11 protein-coding genes are annotated in these 18,615 nt (G+C 68.2%); 6 read left to right on the top strand and 5 right to left on the bottom strand.

The window, feature by feature from the left end; translation table 11 throughout:
• The first annotated feature begins 3 nt into the window (after positions 1-3).
• Together ACIBH4_RS37135 and ACIBH4_RS37130 are read left to right on the top strand one after the other, a co-directional pair.
• Positions 4-4,053: a beta-ketoacyl synthase N-terminal-like domain-containing protein gene (locus ACIBH4_RS37135; RefSeq protein WP_362769816.1), complete on the top strand. Its 4,050-nt coding sequence runs from the start codon at positions 4-6 to the stop codon at positions 4,051-4,053.
• 36 nt (positions 4,054-4,089) lie between these two features.
• Positions 4,090-5,067 carry an enoyl-CoA hydratase/isomerase family protein gene (locus ACIBH4_RS37130; protein WP_362521645.1) on the top strand — a complete coding sequence of 326 codons (978 nt, stop codon included), beginning with the start codon at positions 4,090-4,092 and terminating at the stop codon, positions 5,065-5,067.
• Positions 5,068-5,191: 124 nt separating this feature from the next.
• Here ACIBH4_RS37130 and ACIBH4_RS37125 read toward each other — a convergent pair whose 3' ends face one another.
• Entirely contained in the window at positions 5,192-6,961 is a 1,770-nt protein-coding gene (locus ACIBH4_RS37125) for an ABC transporter ATP-binding protein (RefSeq protein ID WP_362521643.1), read from the bottom strand.
• A 325-nt stretch (positions 6,962-7,286) separates the two neighbouring features.
• Here ACIBH4_RS37125 and ACIBH4_RS37120 point away from each other — a divergent pair, with 325 nt between their 5' ends.
• On the top strand, positions 7,287-8,039 hold the full coding sequence (locus ACIBH4_RS37120) for an alpha/beta fold hydrolase (protein ID WP_362769814.1): 753 nt from the start codon (positions 7,287-7,289) through the stop codon (positions 8,037-8,039).
• Positions 8,040-8,087: 48 nt separating this feature from the next.
• Here the strand turns inward: ACIBH4_RS37120 and ACIBH4_RS37115 are convergent, their stop codons facing one another.
• Together ACIBH4_RS37115 and ACIBH4_RS37110 are read right to left on the bottom strand one after the other, a co-directional pair.
• A complete protein-coding gene (locus tag ACIBH4_RS37115; protein WP_362521639.1) occupies positions 8,088-9,026 on the bottom strand; it encodes an NAD-dependent epimerase/dehydratase family protein in 939 nt (312 codons plus the stop codon).
• Between the two features lie 53 nt (positions 9,027-9,079).
• Positions 9,080-10,309 carry a class I SAM-dependent methyltransferase gene (locus ACIBH4_RS37110; protein ID WP_362521637.1) on the bottom strand — a complete coding sequence of 410 codons (1,230 nt, stop codon included), beginning with the start codon at positions 10,307-10,309 and terminating at the stop codon, positions 9,080-9,082.
• Positions 10,310-10,569: 260 nt separating this feature from the next.
• On the opposite strand from ACIBH4_RS37110, the gene rfbB reads away from it, so the two are divergent.
• The gene (gene rfbB, locus ACIBH4_RS37105; protein ID WP_399173713.1) at positions 10,570-11,550 is read left to right on the top strand and encodes a dTDP-glucose 4,6-dehydratase; all 981 of its coding nucleotides are present in this window, start codon (positions 10,570-10,572) and stop codon (positions 11,548-11,550) included.
• Positions 11,551-11,760: 210 nt separating this feature from the next.
• Here rfbB and ACIBH4_RS37100 read toward each other — a convergent pair whose 3' ends face one another.
• Positions 11,761-12,996, bottom strand: a complete 1,236-nt coding sequence (locus ACIBH4_RS37100; protein ID WP_362769812.1) for a glycosyltransferase — start codon at positions 12,994-12,996, stop codon at positions 11,761-11,763.
• Between the two features lie 637 nt (positions 12,997-13,633).
• On the opposite strand from ACIBH4_RS37100, the gene asnB reads away from it, so the two are divergent.
• Complete coding sequence (gene asnB / locus ACIBH4_RS37095) at positions 13,634-15,478, top strand: asparagine synthase (glutamine-hydrolyzing) (protein ID WP_362769810.1); 1,845 nt, start codon at positions 13,634-13,636, stop codon at positions 15,476-15,478.
• Positions 15,479-15,529: 51 nt separating this feature from the next.
• The gene (locus tag ACIBH4_RS37090) at positions 15,530-17,077 is read left to right on the top strand and encodes a glycosyltransferase family 39 protein (protein ID WP_362521627.1); all 1,548 of its coding nucleotides are present in this window, start codon (positions 15,530-15,532) and stop codon (positions 17,075-17,077) included.
• 137 nt (positions 17,078-17,214) lie between these two features.
• Here ACIBH4_RS37090 and ACIBH4_RS37085 read toward each other — a convergent pair whose 3' ends face one another.
• Positions 17,215-18,240: a DegT/DnrJ/EryC1/StrS family aminotransferase gene (locus ACIBH4_RS37085; protein WP_362521624.1), complete on the bottom strand. Its 1,026-nt coding sequence runs from the start codon at positions 18,238-18,240 to the stop codon at positions 17,215-17,217.
• Between the last annotated feature and the right edge of the window lie 375 nt (positions 18,241-18,615).

Raw genomic sequence — 18,615 nt, 5'->3', positions numbered from 1 at the left:
CTCATGTCCGAAGACCGAAAGCTCGTCGAGTACCTGAAGTGGGTCACCGCCGATTTGCACGAGACCCGCCGGCGGCTCGAAGAGGTGGAGTCGGGCAGGCACGAGCCGATAGCGGTCGTGTCGATGGCGTGCCGCTTTCCAGGTGAAGTCGCCTCTCCTGAGGATCTGTGGCGGTTGCTGTCCGAGGGGCAGGACGCGATCTCTACACACCCGGTCGATCGGGGCTGGGATGTGGAGACGATATCGATGCTGGGCGCGGAGTGTCAGGGCGGGTTCCTGTCGGATGTGACGGAGTTCGATCCTGGATTCTTCAGGATCACGCCGCGTGAGGCGCTCGCGATGGACCCGCAGCAGCGGCTGCTGCTGGAGACGACGTGGGAGGCGGTCGAGCGGGCCGGGATCGACCCGGCCTCGCTCAAGGGCAGCTCCACCGGCGTCTTCGTGGGCACCAACGGCCAGGACTACGGGAACCTGTGCCTGGAAGCCGGGGAAGAGGTGCGGAACTACATTCTCACCGGTACGGCGGCCAGTGTGCTGTCGGGCCGCCTGTCCTACGTCCTGGGCCTGGAGGGCCCGACGATGACGATCGACACCGCGTGCTCGTCGTCCCTGGTCGCCATACACCTGGCGGCGCAGGCGTTGCGCTCGGGCGAGTGCAGCCTGGCGCTGGCAGGCGGTGTCAAGGTGATAGCCACCCCGCTCGGGTTCCTTGGCTTCGGAGTGGACGGCGGGATGGCGCCCGACGGGCGGTGCAAGGCGTTCTCCGACAGCGCGGACGGCACCGGCTGGTCCGAGGGTGTCGGTGTGCTGTTGCTGGAGCGGTTGTCGGACGCGCGCCGCAACGGTCATCAGGTGCTCGCGGTGGTGCGCGGGTCGGCGATCAACCAGGACGGCGCCTCCAACGGTCTGACCGCGCCGAACGGCCCTTCGCAGCAGCGGGTGATCCGCCAGGCACTGGCCGGTGCCGGGCTGACCGCCGCCGAGGTGGACGCGGTGGAGGCGCACGGGACCGGTACCAGGCTGGGTGACCCGATCGAGGCGCAGGCGCTGCTCGCCACCTACGGCCAGAACCGTGAAGCCGGTCGTCCGCTGCTGCTGGGATCGATCAAGTCGAACATCGGCCACACGCAGGGCGCGGCGGGTGTGGCCGGTGTGATCAAGATGGTGCTCGCGATGCGGCACGGGGTGCTTCCCAGAACGTTGCACGTGGACGCGCCGTCGTCGCACGTGGACTGGTCGGCGGGCGCGGTGGAGCTGCTGACCGAGCAGGTCGAGTGGCCGAAGACGGGTCGTCCGCGCCGGGCGGGTGTGTCGTCGTTCGGGATCAGCGGCACCAACGTTCACCTGATCATCGAGCAGGAGCCGGAGGTGCCGCAGGCAGAGCCGGGGGTGCGGGACCGGACGCCGACGGGTGTGGTGCCCTGGGTGGTGTCGGCCAGAAGTGACGAGGCGCTGCGTGAGCAGGCGCGACGGCTGGCGGCGCAGGTGAGTGCGCACCGCGAGCTGGACCAGGTGGACATGGGTTTCTCGCTGGTGGCGACGCGGTCGGCGTTCGAGCATCGGGCGGTGGTGCTGGCCGAGAGTCGTGATGGTGCGCTGGCCGGCCTGCGGGCTGTCGCCGAGGATCTGCCGGGTGCGGGTGTGGTGCGCGGGGTGGCGGGGGTGGAGCCGAGGCTGGCGGTGTTGTTCACCGGTCAGGGGAGTCAGCGGGCGGGGATGGGCCGGGAGCTGTATGGGCGGTTCCCGGTGTTCGCGCAGGCGCTGGACGAGGTGTTCACCGAGCTGGAGCCGCTGCTGGAGAGGTTCGACCGGGAACGCGAGCAGGCTGAGCGGGCGGGGCACCACCGGGGTTGTTCGTTGCGGGAGGTGCTGTTCGCCGAGCCGGGGTCGGCCGAGGCGGAGTTGCTGGATCGGACGGGGTGGGCGCAGCCCGCGTTGTTCGCGGTGGAGACGGCACTGTTCCGGTTGGTGGAGTCCTGGGGGCTGCGGCCAGGTGTGCTGGCGGGGCATTCGATCGGGGAGATCGCGGCGGCGCATGTGGCCGGGGTGCTGTCGCTCGCCGACGCGTGTGCGCTGGTGGCGGGCCGGGCTCGGTTGATGCAGGCACTTCCTGCCGGTGGGGCGATGGTGTCGGTGAGGACCTCCGAGGAGGAGGTCGCCGCTCTGCTGGTGGGACATGAGGGTGAGGTGTCGATCGCGGCGGTGAACGGTCCCGCCTCGGTGGTGATCTCCGGCGCGGAGGAGCCGGTTCTCGGGATCGCCGCGGTGCTGGAGGATCGGGGGGTGCGGACGAAGCGGTTGCGGGTGTCGCACGCGTTCCATTCACCGTTGATGGATCCGATGCTGGAGGACTTCCGTGCCCTGGCCCGCACGCTGACCTACAGCGCGCCGCGAATCCCGGTCGTCTCGAACGTGACCGGCGAGGTGGCCACGGCCGAGCAGCTGTGCTCGCCCGACTACTGGGTCGACCAGGTCCGCGGCGCGGTTCGTTTCGCCGACGGCGTGCGAGCCCTGCACCACCAGGGCGTGCGGGCGTATCTGGAACTGGGCCCCGACGGGGTGCTGGCCGCGATGGCCGGCGAGACCCTCGCCGCGCTCGCCGACTCGCCCGCCAACCGGCATCGGTCGGACACGGTGCTGGTGCCGGTGCTGCGTAAGGACCGGGACGAGCATATGGCGGCCACGGTTGCGCTGGCCGAGCTGTACGTGCGCGGGGTTCCCGTCGACTGGCGCTCGGTGCTGCCGCCTGGCGGGCGCCGGATCGACCTGCCCACCTATGCCTTCCAGCGACGGCGTTACTGGCTCGGCGGAACCGGTTCGCCCACCGGGAACCTGGCGGAGACAGGGCTGGCCGCGGTGATGGGGCCGGCCGATTCCGAGTCGACCCCCGAGGCGGACACCGCCCGGGAGCGGTTGCGGGGGCTTGGAGAAGCGCAGCAGCACGAGGTGTTGCGGGAACTGGTGCAGCGCCACGCGGCCGCCGTTCTCGGCCACGGCGACTCCGCGGCCGTCGATCTCGAACGTGATTTCTTCGAGCTGGGCTTCGACTCGTTCAGCGCGACCGAATTGCGTAACTCCCTTGTCAGGGCGATCGGCTGGGAATTCCCGTTGATGGCGGTGTTCGAGAACAAGAACTCCGCCGGTCTCGCCCACTGGCTGCGGCATGAGCTCCTCAACCGGACGAACGACGGTACGGCGACCACCACCTCGACGACGGGCCAGGTGAACGACACCTTGGCGGAGTTGTTCCGCGGCGCCTTCCGCTCCGGGAAGACGCAGGAGGCGTTCGGACTGCTGTATGCCGTGGCGAGGGCCCGGCCCACGTACGAGGCGCCTGTCGACCCGAAGGAAACACCCCGGCCGGTGACGTTGGCCGGTGGTGCGGCGCCGCCCCGCTTGATCTGCGTGAGTTCGTCCACGGTGACCGGTGGCGTTCACCAGTACGCGCGGTTCGCCGCGCACTTCCGCGGGGAAAGGCACGTCTCGGCGCTTCCCCTGCTCGGCTACGCCCTCGGTGAGGGCCTTCCCGCCACGATCGATGTCGCCCTCGGGAGTATCGCGGAAAGCATCGTGCAGGCCAGTGAGGGGGAACCGTTCGTGCTCGTCGGTCATTCGGCCGGCGGCATCCTCGCTTACGGCGCGGCCGGTGTGCTGGAGAAGTCGGGGATCTCCCCGGAGGCGGTGGTGATGATGGACTCCTTCCATCCCCGCGCGGGTGGCGATTCGCAGATGCTGTCCGAGCAGGTGCTGCAGTACATCATGCAGATGGAGACGGTTTTCGGCGGGTTCAACACCGCGCGACTTTCCGCGATGGGGCACTGGTCTGCCATTACGCACGGTATCGAACTGGCCGATGTGAGAGCGCCCGTGCTGTTCGTGCAGTGCACGGAGCCGTTCTCCGAGGTCGAACCTGAATCGGATTACTGGCGGGCGACACCGTTCGACCCGTCGCACACCGTACGGACGATCGAGGCGAACCACTTCTCGATGCTCGCCGAGAAGGCGGAGGACACGGCCCGCCTGGTCGACGGCTGGCTCCGATGGGCAGGTTGAGGGATGTCCGGTGAAGAACAGACGGATCGGGGGCCTGTGGAAGGCGCGGTAGGTCTCGAACTGTCCACGTTGCGGCTTGAGCAGTCGGGTCGGGTGCTGACGGCGCGGGTGGACGCTCCGCCGTTCAACTACATGACCCTGCCGATGCAACGGGACTTCATCCGGCTCGTCGAGGCGGTGGAGCACGACGTCTCGGTCGGCGCGGTCGTCGTCACCGGCGCGCGCCCCGGCCGGTTCATCACGCACTTCGACATAGCCGACATCTCTTCGCAGGCGGACGGCACGCCGGAGATCTCCCGCGCGGTCGCTCAGAACCTGTACCGGAGTGTGCGGGCCATGACGGGCCGGGCGGGTGAACGTCTGATCGCCCGTTCCTCGCTCAAAGGACTGCTCGCGGTGACCCGGTTCCATGACATGGCGCTGCGACTGATGCACTCCCCGGCGGTGTGGATCGCCGCGGTGAACGGGCCGTGCGGCGGCGGTGGCCTGGAGATGTCGGTCTTCTTCGACATGCGCGTGTCCGCTGACCGCGGTGCCGGTTTCAGCCTGCCCGAACTGTCGCTGGGGCTGAACACCTCCCTGGGCGGGCAGCGGCTCGTCCAGCTCGTCGGGCCGTCCCGGGCTCTGGAGATGATGCTCGAAGCGCGTTTCTACACGCCGCAGGAGGCTCTGGAGCTGGGCCTGGTGAACCGGGTGGTGCCGGCCGAGGACCTGCTGGACACGGTACAGCGGATGGCGGAACGCTATGCCAGGCGACCGCGGAAGGCCGTGGCCCTGCAGAAGCGGATCTTCAATGACGCCCCTTCCCTCTCGGCCCGGGCCAGTCTCAACCAGGAGGCCGTCGCCGCGTTGATGAGCATGTCGTCACCGGTCACCCAGGCCGCCATGCGGCGGTGGGTGCGGATGCAGGAGGGCACTGACGGCGACTCGGTGTTCCTGACCCGGCCGGAACCCTGGACCGAGGGCACCGCGCTCGACATGAACGTTCCCGCGCACGGGCCGACACCGTCATGATCCGTGCTCTCCCCGTCGCGACGGGGAGAGCACGGTCGGCGGATCTCACGATCGAAGGTTCGAGCGCCCCACCGGAGCGACCTCACGGCTGTCGCCACGAATGCCGCGCCGGCTGCCCGGAGCATCAGGACGTGACGAGGAACTGGGTCGCGGCGAGCTCACGGTAGAGGTCGTCGGCGTCGACCAACTCGTCATGGGTGCCGTAGGCGCGGACCCGGCCCGCCTCCATGAGGATGATCCGGTTGGCGCCGGTGACGGTGGAGAGCCGATGGGCGATGACCAGGACCGTGGTCTCCCGCGCCACCTCGGCCACCACCTCGCGCAGGCGCAGCTCGTTCACGGCGTCGAGCTGCGAGGTGGCCTCGTCGAGCAGCAGCAAACGGGGTTTGCGAAGCAGCGCCCTCGCGATGGCCACTCGCTGGCGTTCCCCGCCGGAGAGCAGGACGCCGCGGTGGCCGACAGGTGTGTCGAGGCCTTCGGGCAGGCGGGCGACCAGATCGTCCAGGCGGGTGCGGGCCACGGCGTGGGCGATCTCCTCCTCGGTGGCGCCGGGCGCTCCGAAGACGAGGTTCTCCCGGAACGTGCCGGCGAGGACGGGGGCGTCCTGCTCCACGTAGCCGAGCGAGGCGCGCAGCTCGCTCAGTGGCCATTCGCGGATGTCCCGGCCGTCGATGAGGATCCTCCCGGCCTGTGGTTCGTAGAACCGTTCGATGAGCCCGAACACCGTGGACTTGCCGGCTCCCGATGGGCCGACCAGGGCGGTCATGCCACCCGCGGGCACCTCGAAGTCCACCTGGTCGTGGACGATCGACCGGTTTTCGCCGTACCGGAAGACCACGCCGCTGAAGACGAGGCCGACGGGGTCGGTGCTCTCCGGCTCCCGCGTCTCGGGGACGGGCGGCTCGGACGGAAGCTCGGAGATCTCCCGGATACGGATTATCGCGGCCAGGCCGTTCTGCATCTGGGTGAGGTTCTCGATCAGCGTCCCGATCGGGGAGACCAGGTAGAACATGTAGAGAAGGAACGCGACCAGCGAAGAGATCTCCAACGCCCCGCCGGCGACGCGCGCGCCGCCCACTCCGAGCACGGCGAGGAACGCCAGCTGGGTGGCCATCCAGGTGCCGACGCTCGTGACCGAGGTCCACGCGGCGGCGGCCACACCGCGGTCACGTGCCTCGGAGGCCGCGACGCCCACCACCGCGATCTCGCGTGCCTCGGCCCCGCTGGCCTTGACCGTGCGGAACGCCTGGAGCGCGCGGTCGAGTATGGAGCTCATCTCGCCCAGGGCGACCTGGGCCTGAAGCGACGCCCGGCCGATGCGCGGCACGATCGACGCCGCTATGAGGCCGATCAGGGCGACCACCGCGAGCGTGACCATGAGGAGCAGGCCGTCGATGACGGCCATCAGCACCACCGCGCCCAGGAACATGAAGATCGCGTTCACCGAGCTGGCCAGCGCGTCCGTGCAGACGGCGCGCAGCAGCGTGGTGTCGGAGTTGACCCGGGAGAGCAGGTCTCCCGGCTTGAGCCGGTCCACGTCGGCCACTCTGAGCCGCAGGATGCGGTCGACGAGGCTCATGCGCGAGGTCAGCACGATTCCCTCGCCCATCCGCTCGAGCAGGAAGCGACCCGCCCCCAGGAGCAGGGCCGCCAGCAGGACCGCCACCGACAGCCAGAGGATCGGGCCGGCGAGGTCGCCACCCTCTCCGAAAGCGTCGATCACGCTCTTGGCGAGGATCGGCATCGCCAGCCCGGCGGAGCTCCCCACCAGGGTGAACACGCCACCCAGCAGCAGCACGCGTTTGTGCGGCCGGACCAGGTCGAACAGCGGCCGCCACGCGTTCCACCTGCCCAGGCTGCCGAGGCGCACCCGCCCGCGCAGTACCTTCTCCATCCGAGGCGCTGGTATGCCGCCTGCCTGCTGACCCCGAGGGTCTCCGCTGTCTGCGTCCATGACATCCTCTGTACGGCGCGTACCCGGCGCACCCGGACGGTGGCCAGCCGATCGACCTGGCGGCGCGACTCGGCGGCGGCGCGCAGCGACGGCCAGTGGTGAGAGTAAATGTCGAAAGACCAGGAAATCACCGGAGTTCGTGGCCTGAAGACAGGTCGGCGGCCTCGGGGCGAGACCCACCGGCCCGGCTTCTAGTGTTTTTGTGAGTCGCGATGGGCTTCACTGGTCCGAGTGCTATTCGGCGAGATGAAGGGGTCAACGGATCGTGAGTATCGCGGACGACGTCAGCACCGCATGGGTCCGTCGCTACCATCCGGCAGCGGGGGCGGGTAAGCGCCTGGTGTTCTTCCCGCACGCGGGCGGATCGGCCAGCTTCTTCCGTCCGGCCTCGGCCAGGTTCTCGCCGGGTGCCGATGTGGTGGCCATCCAGTACCCCGGGCGGCAGGATCGGTTGCGGGAGCCGTGCATCACCGACATCGGCACCCTGGCGGATCGGATCGTCGACGAGCTGATCACACTGTCGGAGAAGCCGACGGTCTTCTTCGGCCACAGCATGGGGTCGGTGATCGGCTTCGAGGTGGCCTGCCGGCTGGAGCGCAAGGGTGTCAACGCGCCCCACACGCTGATCGCCTCGGGGCGCCGAGGACCGTCCACCTATCGGGACGAGTCGGTGCACCGGCGCGACGACGACGGCATCATCGCCGAGCTCAAGCTGCTGAACGGCACGGACGCCGGGCTGCTCGGCGACGAGGAGATCCTGCGGATGGCATTGCCCGCGCTGCGAGGTGACTACCGCGCGATCGAGACCTATCGCGGAGATCCGGAGCAGAGCATGAGTGGTTCGATCACCGTGCTGACCGGTGACGCCGACCCGAGGACGACCGTCGAGGAGGCGGAGTCCTGGAGCCGGCACACCTCGGGGCGTTTCCGTATCAGGGTGTTCTCCGGCGGTCACTTCTTCCTCACCAGGCACCAGCAGGCGGTGAACGAGGAGATCGCCAGGGAACTCGGGGCGTAGCCGCGTCGGCCCGTCGCGAACGGCGGGCCTCGACCGCGCAGCCGATCGTCAGGCGTTCCAGGCGCTCCACGCCTCGGCGACCATCTCGGTAAGGCCCGATCGCTCGGGAAGCCATCCGAGCTCTTTCACGGCGCGGCCGTTGTCGGCCGTGAGGATCTGCGGTTCCGGCTTGGGCGGCGCCTTTCTGACCGGTACCGGAAGCCCGGTCACGGCTTCCGCCGTCGCCACGACCTGCGCCATGCTGGACGCGGTGCCGCTCCCTATGTTGTAGACGCGGTGCTCGCCCGCCTTCACGGCGGCGAGGGAGAGCCGTACCGCCGCCGCCACGTCGAGGATGTGGACGAAGTCGCGGACCGCGGACCCGTCGCCGTTGAGGGTGACGTACGGCGACTCGCCGGTGAGCGCGCGGAATATGTTCGGGATGATGCGCGCGGTGTCGGTGTCGGCGCGCCCGTCGGCCGCTCCGGCGATGTTGAAGCACCGCAGCGTGACCGCGCCGATCGCTCCGGTGGCGGCGTACGCCGCGACGAGCTGCTCCGCCCCGACCTTCGATGCCGCGTAGGGACTTTCCGGATGGGGCTCCACATCCTCGCCCAGGGCGCCGACGTGCCGCGAACCGTAGACCTTGTCGGTCGACGCGAACACGAAACGAACCGGCGGCACCGATTCGCGGATGTCGTCGAGCGCCATGAGGAGGTTGAGGGTACCGGCCACGTTCACGTCGTAATACGTCAGCGGGTCGGCGAACGAGTCCCGCCCCCGGGACACCGCGGCGAGGTGGCACACCGCGTCGAAGCGTCCGGCGGCGACGATCTCCCGGATGCGGCCGCGGTCGCGGACATCGCCTTGCACCAGGCCGACGTCGGCGGGCCGCTCCGCGTCCGGGTGGCCCCTGGTCAGGACGGTGACCTGGTGACCGGCGGCGAGAAGCCCGGGGGTGAGCGCACGGCCGAGATAGCCCAGACCTCCGGTGACCAGGACGTGCACGTCAACTCCTCCAGACGATCGTCATGCGATGTGCCGGACCAGCAGGATCGGCCTCACCTGATGGACAGTTCGGGGAACGGCACGACGAACGAGCCGCCGGCCGCGGAGAACGCCGCCGACCGTGCGCGGATACTGGCCTCGAAGTTCCAGGCGAACAGCACGCAGTAGTCGGTCGAGCCCGCGACGAGCCGCTCGGAGCCCACGATGGGGATACCGTCGCCCGGCGTGAACTTGCCCACCTTGCGCGGGTTGTCGTCGACGATCCAGTCGATCTCGCCGCCCACTCCCGCCTGGGAGAGGAGGGTGACGGCCCGCGCCGACGCGCCGTACCCGCTGATCCGCCGGCCGGTTTTCGACAGGCCGCCCAGCACGTCGTTGAGGGTCGTGCAGACCCGGTCGACGCGGTTCGCGAAGCCGTCGAGGAAACCGCCGTCGGGCACCCCCGCGTCGACCTCGGCCCACAGGATCCGGTCGAACTCGGCGCTCGGGGAGCGGCCGTCGTCGTCGCGGCCTATCCAGCAGCGCAGCGAGCCTCCCTGGGTCGAGATGAGCTCGGCGTCGAACACCGCGAGGCCGTTCGCCTCGGCCGCCTGGGCCAGCACGTGCAGGGAGAAGTAGGAAAGGTGCTCGTGGTAGACGAACTCGAAGATACCGTGCTGGACCATCGGCAGGACGTGCGCGACCTCGATGACGGCGCAGCCCCCCGGTTTGAGGAGCATGCGGATCGCGCGGAGGACTCCGTTCACGTCGTTGACGTGGGCGAGCACGTTACTGCCCAGCACCGCGTCGACGGGTCCGATGTCGTCCAGTATCCTCTCGACCGTCTCCACACCGAAATGGGTGGTCAGCGTCGGAACCCCGTGCTCCTGGGCGTAGGTTCCCACCTCTACCGCCGGGTCGACGCCGAGCACCCGCATGCCGCGCTCGCCGAAGAAGCTCAGTTGCGTGCCGTCGTTCGAGCCGATCTCCAGAACCTTCGCCCCGGCGGCGAGCCCCAGCCGATCCGTGACCAGGGTGGCCAGCGCACGGCAGTGGTCGACGAGGGCGGGAGCGGCACCCGTGGCGTACCGGTAGTCGGCGAACAGCACCGACCGGGGAATGACGTCCACCAGCTGGACCAGACCGCATCCGGCGCAGCGCACGAGGTCCAGCGGGTATCGGTCCTGGGATCGGGCCAGCTCGGCCGTGGGCGCGATGTCGTTGGCGGGCGGAGTCGGGGTGAGCGAGACCACCTCCTCCAGGCGGTCGGCCCCGCACACCAGGCACCGGCTGGTGGTGTCCATCAACGTTCTCTCCCTCCAGCTGTCGGGTCGCCCGGCCGCCGTGGCCACCGCGCTCGATCTACCGGAAGGCGTTTCGACAGCTCACGACCAGTCCTCGATCGGCCGGCGGTCGGAGCCTACGTCCGACAACACTAGGGGAATTACCTGATCGGCTGAGGCACAATCACCTGAACGAAACCCCTTGATCTGGGGGAATCACATGATCGCCGACACCGTGTTTCCGTCCGAGTTGTCCGCCAGAGGCGAGGCAGGTAACGCGGATGAAGGAGTATCAGATGCGAATCCTGGTCACTGGCGGAGCTGGGTTCATCGGATCCCATTTCGTTCGGTCAATGCTGGAAGGCCGATATCCCGGCCACGAGGACACCCGAATCACCGTTCTGGACAAGCTGACCTACGCCGGCAGGAGGGAGAACCTGCCCGAGGAACATCCGAGGCTGACCTTCGTACGCGGTGACATCTGCGATCGGGAACTGCTCGCCGATCTCGTGCCGGGGCACGACGCGGTCGTGCATTTCGCCGCCGAGTCGCACGTCGACAGGGCGGTGGACGACGCGGAGCCGTTCGTCTGGGCCAACGTGATGGGCACCCACCGGCTTCTCGAACAGTGCGGGATGAACGGGATCCAGCGGGTCGTGCACGTGTCCACCGACGAGGTGTACGGGTCGATCGAGCAGGGGTCGTGGACGGAACGGTTCCGGCTTGAGCCCAACAACCCGTACTCGGCGTCGAAGGCGGCCAGTGACTGCCTCGCCCGATCGCACTGGCGCACCTACGGGCTGGACCTCTCGATCACCCGATGCTCCAACAACTACGGGCCCCGGCAGTATCCGGAGAAGATCATCCCTCGCTTCGTCACCCGCCTGCTCCAGGGGCGTGACCTCACCCTGCACGGCGACGGCAGCGCCGTCCGCGAGTGGCTGCACGTCGACGACCACTGCCGCGGCATCTCCATGGTCCTCGACAAGGGCCGCGCCGGTGAGATCTACAACATCGGCGGCGGGATCGAACTCACCAACCGCGAACTGACCGGCCTTCTGCTCGAACTGTCAGGTGCCGACTGGGACCGGGTTCGTTACGTGCCGGACCGGCGCGTCCAGGACTACCGGTACTCGCTGGACCACGGGAAGATCACCGAGGAGATCGGGTACGAACCCGTGATCGATTTCAAGGAGGGCCTCGCGGACGCCGTTACCTGGTACCAGGAGAACCGATCCTGGTGGGAGTCCCTTGACGCGTAGGGATCGCGACCGGAGGTCCCGGTGACGCTTCGCGGGTTGGTGTGAGGGCCAGCCCGCGCGGTGACGCGATCTCCGACGGCCCGCCGCACGGACACCCTCGACGCCTTCGATCGCCGCACCCCGGCAACACCCCGACGGCACGGCCGCGCCCAGGTCATGCGCCTCGCCGCGCGGGTTTCGGGTGCGATGCGACTGCCACCGGGGCCATCCTCACCCGGCCGCGAACACCTTCTCGATCGCGCGAACCGCCATACCCGTTCCGTCCTCCTCACGGATCGCGGTGCCCAGCGCCCGGGCACGGGCGGCCATATCGCCGTTGTTGAGCAGGCTGTCGAGCGCGCCCCGCAACCAGCCGGCCTTGAGGGCGTGCTGGGAACGAGGAGACGGCCCGACGCCGAGCTGCGCGATCCTTCTTCCCCAGTGGAGCTGATCGCCTTGAAGCCACACGACCGCCTGCGGGATACCGGCGCGGAACGCCGCCGCGGTCGTGCCGGCACCCCCGTGATGGATGACGCACGCGGCGCGGGCATAGAGCCACCCGTGCGGGACGAAGCCCGCCAAGAAGACGTGGGGCGGGAGCTCCTGGTCTCCGAGCCCTGCCCAGCCGGACAGCAGGACGACGCGCCGGCCCAGGCCGCGAACCGCGTCGAGCAGCTGCTCGGTGACCGCGTTGGCGTCGAACCCGTTGTTCGAGCCGAAGCCGATCACGACCGGCGGCTCGTCGGCCACGAACGCCGCGAGGTCGTCCGGGGGCACGTAGTCCGGCTCGTCGAGAAACCAGTACCCCGTGTTGAGGTAGGCGGGACCGAAGAGCGGATCGTGCTCAAGGGTGTGCGGGCTGATGGCGATGAGGTTGAGCAGGCGCGAATGGCTCGCGTCGAAGAGGATGTCGCGCCAGGGGGGAAGGCCGGCCGCGGCGACGACGTGGTTGAGGAGCTTGTCGGTCGCGAGCCTGACTCCTGCGCCGGTGACCGCCCAGGCGAGGGCGTTGCCGACGGGGCCGAGATCGACATTGGTCGGGCCGTGCCCGCGTGCTCGGCGCAGCGGCCAGGTGTGGTGCACGCTCACGTGGGGCGTGCCGACCGCGCGTGCCGCGGCGACCGCGCCGATGGCCAGCGGTGAGTGGATGACGACATCTGCCTCACGGGCCAGCGCCATCAGCTGAGGTATCGCGGCACGCTGCTCCTGCGCCAGAAATTCGATCACGACGGTCAGTTGCCGCAGCTTGTTCTTCTCGCTGATGATGCGGAGGTAGTTCGCCTGGAATTCCGTCTCGTTCCAGGTCGGCCTGCCGACGAAAGGAACGCCGACGACGTCGGCGCGTGCGGTGTAGCTGTCGGAGGCCGAGAACACGACGTCGTGACCCTCGGCGAGCAGGCGCTTTCCGAGGGCGAGAAAAGGCTGGACGTCCCCCTCGGAGCCGACGGTCGCTATGAGGGCGCGCATCGCGTCACAGTCGGACGTTCAAGGGCCGGGCCGGTGGCGGTCGAAGTCGGATTCACCCTTGGTTGCCTCCCTGGATCGGCTGCCGAGGTGACATGTGTGACGGATCCGAGCAGCGATCTTGAATTTCCTGTCCGGCACATCCTGGTGTGGCCGATTCCCGGAAATCATTAGATTTGTGAAGTCGATGCGGATGCTCGCTGCCGCCTGCCTCCGGTGTGTGGTCGGATGTTAACGGCCCGCCCGACCCTTCTGTGGCGCGGTGTCCGTTTCCTGGGGTCGGCGTGTCCGCGGGTCCAGAATGCCGCTGTCCTCCCAGGTCGGGGGCGTATTACAGGTGGCGGCGAATTTTCGGGTTCATTAGGCGTTTTCCTAGTCGAACGTTCATAGCATCAGGTTTGTGTAGAGTGCCGGAGCCGGTACCTGCATTACCGGGGCGGAAGTGGACGATGATGTCTCTCCGATGTCGCCCCAGGTCTCCAGTCGACAGAATAAGTGTCGGGTATGGGCCGCCCCCGATAAAAGACCAGGTGTCCGGCATTCCCTCGACCTTCATCGGTGATCTGCCGGGATCCGGACCGGGCAGGCCGCTCATGAGAGTCGCGGTCGATTTCTTCGACGGACAAGGAGAGAACCCTTTATGTGCGGGATCACCGGCTGGGTGTCCTATGACGCGGATCTGACCGAACGGCAGCCCACGATCGACGCGATGACCGCCACCATGGCGCTGCGCGGGCCCGACGCCTCCGGAACATGGCTTCAACGACACGTCGCGCTCGGTCATCGAAGATTGGCGGTCATCGACCTGGACGGTGGCGTGCAGCCGATGGAGTTCGCCACGCCGAACGGTCCCGTGGTCCTGGTGTACAGCGGCGAGGCCTACAACTTCATCGAGCTGCGCAAGGAACTGCAGGCCAAAGGGCACCGGTTCCTCACCGCGAGCGACACCGAGGTCGTGTTGCACGGTTATCTCGAATGGGGGGAAGGCGTCGCCGACCACCTCAACGGGATGTTCGCATTCGCCGTCTGGGATTCCCGTGACCAGAAGCTCGTCATGATCCGTGACCGGCTGGGGGTGAAGCCGCTCTACTACTACCCGACTCGCGACGGTGTGCTGTTCGGATCGGAACCGAAGGCGATTCTGGCCAACCCGCTCGCTCGCAAGGCCATCGACCTCGACGGAATCCGCACCGCGGTGACCGGAATCGGGCAGGGCCAGGCGATCTGGAAGGGGATGCACGAGGTCGAGCCGGGCACGATCGTCACCGTCCAGGCGAGCGGAATCCGCAACAGGACGTACTGGAGACTCCAGACGGCGCCGCACACCGACGACCAGAAGAAGACGGTCGAACGAGTGCGGCAGTTGCTCAACGACACCGTCAGCCGACAGCTGATCTCCGACGTGCCCCAGTGCGTTCTGCTCTCCGGTGGGCTGGACTCCAGCGCGATCGCCAGTCTCGCGTCGCCCAGGCTGGCCGCGAGCGGTGATCGGCTACGTACGTTCTCGGTCGACTTCGTCGATCACGTCGACCGTTTCAAGGCGGATGTGTTTCGGAGCACCCCGGACGCGCCGTTCGTCAAGGACATGGTCGACCTGATCAAGCCGGTACACCAGCAGGTGGTGCTGAGCGCGGATGATCTGGCCGATCCGACCATTCGCCGCTCCGTGATCACGGCACGGGACACGCCGAACGCGTTCGGTGAGTCGGACATCTCGATGTACAGACTGTTTCGAGAAATACGCAATGAATCGACGGTGGCCCTGTCCGGCGAGGCGGCGGACGAAAACTTCGGCGGCTACCGGTGGTTCCACGACGACATGCGCGCACTTCCCATCTTTCCCTGGATGGCAGCGGTGCTCAACTCGCAGCCCAGTGCTTCTGCCGTCATGCCTTTTACGGCGGAGGCACTGCAGGCCATGGGATTGGAAGGCTACCTCGGGGATCAGTACTCGACGGCGGTGGCGGCCGTCGATCACCTCGACAGCGCCTCGCGGGTCGAGCGCCAGATGCGCGTCATGTTCCACATGCATCTGACCCGGTTCCTGCGGATGCTGCTCGACCGTAAGGACCGTCTGTCCATGGCGGTCGGCCTTGAGGTGCGGGTTCCTTACTGTGATCACCGTCTCGTCGAGTACGTCTACAACACGCCCTGGAAGCTCAAGTCGTTCGACGGCAGGGAGAAGAGCCTGCTGAGGCACGCCGTGAAGGATCTGCTTCCGCCGTCGGTGGCCAATCGGGTGAAGAGTGGTTACCCGACGATGATGCATGACGTCCGCTATTCGAGCACTTTGCAGATTCAGGCCAAAGAGGTGCTGTCGGACGTCCACAGCCCGCTGTTCACGCTGTTCAACCGAGAATGGCTGAAGTCCATTGTCGAAATGGACTCGGCGAAGATATCGCACGGGGACAAGCTTCTGCTCGACAAGATAGTCGACATGCATTGCTGGCTTGACATCTACTCGCCCGAGTTCGCCCTTTCCTGACCGTTTCCCGGTGGGGCGTTGTAGTTCAAGGAAGAACAGGACGGGTGAGGGATGGGCGAGCCGGTGATGAGGGCGCGGGCGGCGACAGTGAAGGCCGCCCGGCCTCCGGACACGATCGCACCTCTCGCCCGGGGTCCCGTGTCGGTCATCGCCGGGGCGGTCGCGGTGCTGCTGCTGGCGACGAGTGGCCGATACGGCTACTTCGCCGACGAGCTGTACTTCATGGCGGCCGGTGAGCGCCTGAGCTGGGGATACGCCGACCAGCCACCGCTGCTCCCGCTGATCGCGCACGTGATGGACACGCTGTTTCCCGGATCCCTGGTCGCACTGCGGCTTCCGGCGACGGTGATCACGGCGTTGGGGGTCGTCGTCGCCACCCAGATCGCGAGGGAGCTGGGCGGCCGGCGCCGGGCACAGGTGATGACCGCCGCGGTGTCCGCCATCGGCATGGTCGTCAACGGCCACCTCCTCGCGACGAACGCCTTCGACGGCTTCCTGTGGGCGGTGGTCTCATGGCTGGTGATCCGCTGGGTCCGGCTGCGTGAGGAGGGGCGGTCCGACGACCGCCCGCTGCTGTGGGCGGGTCTCGCCACGGCCGTCGCCCTGCAGGTCAAGTTCCTCATCCCGCTGCTGTGGCTCGCGCTGGCGGTGGCCGCGCTCGCGGTGGGGCCACGGGACCTGCCGCGCAGACCGCTGCTGTGGGCCGGTGCCGCGATCACCCTGCTCACGATGCTTCCCGGACTCGCGTGGCAGGCCGCCAACGGATGGCCGCAGTTCGAGATGGTCCGGACGGTGTCGGAGGAGGTGAGCCTGAACGGTGGCCGCGCGCTGTTCCTCCCGCTCGTGCTCGCCCAGCCCGGCCTGCTGGTCGGGGCCGTGCTCGCCTGGTACGGCCTGTGGCGGCTCCTGCGCTCCCCGCTGCTCAGGCCCTACCGGTTCTACGGTGTGGCCGCCGTCACGGTGATCCTGGTCTTCTGGCTGGCCGGTGGCCGGTGGTACTACGTGATCGGGCTCTTCCCCGTGCTGTGGTCCGCGGCCGCGGTCGAGTTGCAGCGGCGCCGGCCGGCGCGCTGGTGGCGTTGGGTGCCCACCTGGCCGGTCGTCGCGCTGTCGGTGCTGCCGTCCCTCTACTGGCTACCGGTGCTGCCGGCGGAGTGGGTGCGGCAGCCCAAGGCCGGCGAGAACCTCGGGGTCGACCTCATCACGATCGGCCAGTTCGGCTGGCCGGAGTTCGCCGACACGGTCAGCCGGGCGTACCGGACACTGCCGCCGGACGAGCGGCGGGACGCCGTGGTGATCACCAGGGTCTACTGGCAGGCCGCCGCCCTCGAGTTTTACGGCGGTGAGCGTGGGCTGCCGAAAACGTACAGCGGCAGCCGTGGCTACTGGTACTTCGGGATGCCTCCCGAGGGGACCCGTACGGTGCTGTACGTCGGCGACGAGGGCGAGCGGCTGCGAACGTACTTCGGCGACGTGCGGCAGGTGGGCACCGTGGACACCGGTCTCGGCCTGGAGCGCGGCACGCCCATCTGGCGGTGCGACGATCCGCGGGCCCCGTGGCCGCAGCTGTGGCCGGAGTTCCGGCGGACGGCCATCTGAGGCGACACACGAGCGGACGCACGAGCCGGACGGACGAGCGGTGACGTGTACGCACGGACGGACGAGCGGTGACGCAGGGACGGACGACGTCCGGAGCGACCGGCGGACAAAGGCCCGGAGACGTACCGGCCTACGGGTCACATGCGCGTGTGCCGACCCTCCAGATGGAACTCTCGCACCTTCTCGATCACGAAGTCCTGGTCGGCCTCGGACAGCCCGGGGTCGGTGGGCAGGTAGAGCCCGTCGGCCGCGAAACGGGCGGCGTTCAGCGTCGGCCAGTCGGGGTTGAAGTACATCGGCTGACGGCTCATGGGCTGGAAGAACAGCCGGGTCTCGATCCCCGCGTCGGTGAGGAACTCCCGCAGCTCCTGCCGCCGCTCCGCCCGGATGTCGTACATCCACAGGACGTCGCGGGGCGGCATGAGGGTGAGCCCCTCGATGCCTTCGAGCCCGCTGTCGTAGTGGTTCTCGATCCGCTTGCGGATGGCGAGGATCTCGTCGATCTGCTCCAGCTGGGCGAGGGCGACCGCGGCCTGCATGTTCGTCATGCGGAAGTTGTAGGCCAGCTTCTTGTGGATGAAGTCGTGTTCCTTGCTGAAGGCCATGCTGCGCAGGTGGGCCATCTGCTGGGCGAGATGCTCGCTGTTGGTGACGCAGACACCCCCCTCACCGGCACTGATGATCTTGTTGGCGAACAGCGAGAAGCATGCGATGTCACCCACGGGACGCACGCCGTGCGCCTCCGCCGAATCCTCCACCACCCTCAGGTTGTACTCGTGCGCCAGCTTCATGATCGCGTCCATGTCGCATCGCCGGCCGTAGACGTGCACCGGCATGATGACCTTGGTACGGGGGGTGATCCGGGACTCGATCAGCGAGACGTCGATGTTGAGGTCGTCGCCGCAGTCCACGAACACCGGCACCGCGCCGGTGTAGGTGACCGCCCACGCGGTGGCCACCATGGTGAACTCGGGCACCAGGACCTCGTCGCCGGGGCCGATCCCGAGCGCCCGCAGCGCGAGGGTGAGAGCGGTCGTTCCCGAGGAGCACGCGACGCCGTACGAGACGCCGTTGTACTGGGCGAACTCCTCCTCGAAGCGCCTGACGAAGGGGCCCTGCGAGGATATCCAGCCGGAGCTGACGGCCTCGGTGAGGTACTCCATCTCTCGTCCTGCGAGGTACGGTCTCGAAACCTGATATCTGAACGCCATGGGGTTCCTCACTCATCAGCCGGCCGGGCTCGTTGGCACGGGACGATAGGAGGCGCTCAGAAAATCCCGCCTTCCCCGCCGCGACGCGGGACTCTCCGGGCACGTGCCGGGCCAACCAAAGAAGAACCCGGACGGCACTCGTGAAAACACTAGGATCCGCGCCGGTCCGTCCCACACCGGCTTCTCGCGCCGCCTGACCTGCGGTGGCCGCACAACTAGTGAAACGCGCAGCCCGTGCTCGGCATAGTTCGTGCTGGCCGTGAGGCCACGAGCCGAACGCGGTGATCCGAGCGCCCACCCTCGCCGGGCGGCGAATCGAGTCTCCGC

Source organism: Streptosporangium sp. NPDC050284 (assembly GCF_044459525.1).
Classification (GTDB): domain Bacteria; phylum Actinomycetota; class Actinomycetes; order Streptosporangiales; family Streptosporangiaceae; genus Streptosporangium.
The sequence above is the reverse complement of the archived record's forward strand: the minus strand, read 5'-3'. Positions and strand labels throughout refer to the sequence as shown.

What these genes read in the sequence shown, in the direction of transcription:
- ACIBH4_RS37125 (WP_362521643.1), bottom strand. Translation starts at nt 6,961, where the DNA reads ATGGAGAAGGTACTGCGCGGGCGGGTGCGCCTCGGCAGCCTGGGCAGG.
- rfbB (WP_399173713.1), top strand. Translation starts at nt 10,570, where the DNA reads ATGAAGGAGTATCAGATGCGAATCCTGGTCACTGGCGGAGCTGGGTTC.
- ACIBH4_RS37100 (WP_362769812.1), bottom strand. Translation starts at nt 12,996, where the DNA reads ATGCGCGCCCTCATAGCGACCGTCGGCTCCGAGGGGGACGTCCAGCCT.
- ACIBH4_RS37085 (WP_362521624.1), bottom strand. Translation starts at nt 18,240, where the DNA reads ATGGAGTACCTCACCGAGGCCGTCAGCTCCGGCTGGATATCCTCGCAG.
- ACIBH4_RS37090 (WP_362521627.1), top strand. Translation starts at nt 15,530, where the DNA reads ATGGGCGAGCCGGTGATGAGGGCGCGGGCGGCGACAGTGAAGGCCGCC.
- ACIBH4_RS37135 (WP_362769816.1), top strand. Translation starts at nt 4, where the DNA reads ATGTCCGAAGACCGAAAGCTCGTCGAGTACCTGAAGTGGGTCACCGCC.
- asnB (WP_362769810.1), top strand. Translation starts at nt 13,634, where the DNA reads ATGTGCGGGATCACCGGCTGGGTGTCCTATGACGCGGATCTGACCGAA.
- ACIBH4_RS37110 (WP_362521637.1), bottom strand. Translation starts at nt 10,309, where the DNA reads ATGGACACCACCAGCCGGTGCCTGGTGTGCGGGGCCGACCGCCTGGAG.